The 2,221-nt window shown below is 54.8% G+C and carries 2 protein-coding genes; both read left to right on the top strand.

Annotation, left to right across the window (positions count from 1 at the left end; all coding sequences use genetic code 11):
• Positions 1 to 900 (top strand): hypothetical protein (locus HNQ81_RS17225; RefSeq protein ID WP_183352659.1); only part of this gene is annotated, 900 nt, incomplete at its 5' end.
• 729 nt (positions 901 to 1,629) lie between these two features.
• Positions 1,630 to 2,221: glycine betaine ABC transporter substrate-binding protein (locus HNQ81_RS17220; protein WP_280528116.1), on the top strand; the 592-nt coding region annotated here is incomplete at its 3' end.

Here is a 2,221-nt window from a genome sequence, read left to right as displayed (position 1 = left end):
CATTTCATGAAACTGCAGTGGGAAAAGCCCGATTTCGACGCTCTGGTCGGCGGCACCGAATCGTGGTGCCCGTTCTGCGGTGACAAGGTGATGCAAGTGACACCGTGCTTTCCCAAAGACCTTATCGCCGAAGGCAGGATGCGCAGAAACGATATGACCATCTTCCCCAATCTCGCTCCGTATGACACCATTGGGGCCGTGGCCACGTTCGGTGCGAGGCACTTCATCCCTATGACAAACTTCACCGTCGACCTCATGGCCGGCGCCTTCGGGTTCGCGAGGGATTTTTTCAGGCGCATCCACGCATCCGGCCACCCGGAGTCTGTGTACCACATCATCAACTGGAACTACATGCCGCCTGCAGGCAGCTCCCTTATCCATCCCCATCTGCAGGTCTTCTCCTCATCGACGCCGCCCAATCTCATGCGTCAGGAGATAGAAGCATCAAAGGCCTACCACCTTGCCCATAAGACCACCTACTGGGATGACCTGGTTGCCGCTGAAAGGCAATCCGGGCAGCGGTACCTGGGCCGGATTGGCCGCAGTCACTGGATGACGGCTTATGCGCCCATGGGGGTTGCCGGCGACGTCCTTGCCGTGGTCGAGGATGTCTGCTGGACTCCGGGGCTGACCGACGCCGACTTGAGAGATCTGGCAACAGGCCTGGCGAGGGTCATGGCCGAGTACGACAAAATGGGGATTTACAGTTTCAACATGAATTTCTTCACGGCGGCGGAGAACGATGAGCACTTCCGCCTCCACCTCCTTTTTTCGCCCAGGACCTTTTTCAGTCAGAAACTGGGGACACCCGATGTGGGGGCCCTCCAGATGCTTTTCAACGAGACCGTCTGCATGGCCTTTCCCGAGGAGATCAACACCATCCTGAAAAGCGCATTCTGAAACAGGCATCACCCCCGCCGTAGGTGCCTCAGGACCGACGGCAGGGGGCCCAGGGAAGGGCATTTCCATGCAAAGGATTGTAAACGGACGCCCATGATCAGCGTCCGTTTGGGACATGCTGTCATGACCGGAGAGGTCGAATTAAGCGTGGAAAGAGGACAGAACTCATTATTGTCATATCCCTGGAGATCCGGAGGCAGTTTACTCCTTTTCAACCAAAGCATCCTGCGGACAAGCCACAGATGTTCCTATTAACTTTGCCACTTCGAAGGACAGACGACACCAAGAAGTAGAACCACTTCTTACATTGATTCTGAATTCAGTTTCACTGACCATGATGTATGTTATTTATGCATAGAACCAAATAGTAAGCGACCAGGCAGCAGACCTGCGACATAGTAAGCGACCAGGCAGCAGACCTGCGACATAGTAAGCGACCAGGCAGCAGACCTGCGACATATGATGGATCAGAAAACCTTGAATATTAGGACCTGACAAAATGAATGTACTTGGATTATTCCTTCTATCCTTCGTCGGAACGCTACCCTTTGTGCTGATTTGTTATTTCCCCGCAGCATTTGTATTCAACAGGAAAATCGTACCCAAAAAGGTCCTGTTTATCTGGTTTCTGTTCACCTGGATAATTGCAACCATCTTTTCAGCAATGATGGGACCGCTCAACCCATCTCCTGTTTTGGCGCCTATCGTCCTGTCTGTTGTGGTCAATGGTTGGCTATATTTCACACATCGAGGTCATCAGAAATAAAGCTTGCCGTCGAAACGACCTTTACGGACATCGCGGTCATCTTCTCGTCCACAGCCCAGCAGGATTACGGCCTGTACGTGAATGCCTGGCTGCCCTACACCCACCAGGACTACACGGACAAATACCCGGACAAGTTGGAGATCATCAGCCAGACCCTGACCGAGGGGCGCAACGGCCCGGTAATGACCGCCACCCTCCAGGGCGCCATCGAAAGGGGCGAAGGGGTGGTGGTCACCGGCTGGAATCCGCACTGGAAATTCGCGCGCTGGGACCTCAAATTTCTGGACGACCCCAAAAAGATCTACGGCGAAGCGGAGCAGATCTACGCGGTCGGCCATACCGACTTCCGCCGGCAATTCCCCGATGTCACCGCTGTACTGGAAAAATTCCTGCTCACCAGCGAGCAGCTGGGAGCATTGATGGGCCGCATCGCCGAGAGCGACAAGGAACCCTACGAAATAGCGGTCGCGGTAGGAATGCAGGTCACCCTGCACCCCCCGCGCAGATCCCAGCGTGCGCTCCTAACGCACTGGGCTCCTCTCTCGTGTGTTTGGC

The organism is Desulfoprunum benzoelyticum (genome assembly GCF_014201505.1).
Taxonomy (GTDB): Bacteria; Desulfobacterota; Desulfobulbia; order Desulfobulbales; family Desulfocapsaceae; genus Desulfoprunum; species Desulfoprunum benzoelyticum.
The sequence above is the reverse complement of the archived record's forward strand: the minus strand, read 5'-3'. Positions and strand labels throughout refer to the sequence as shown.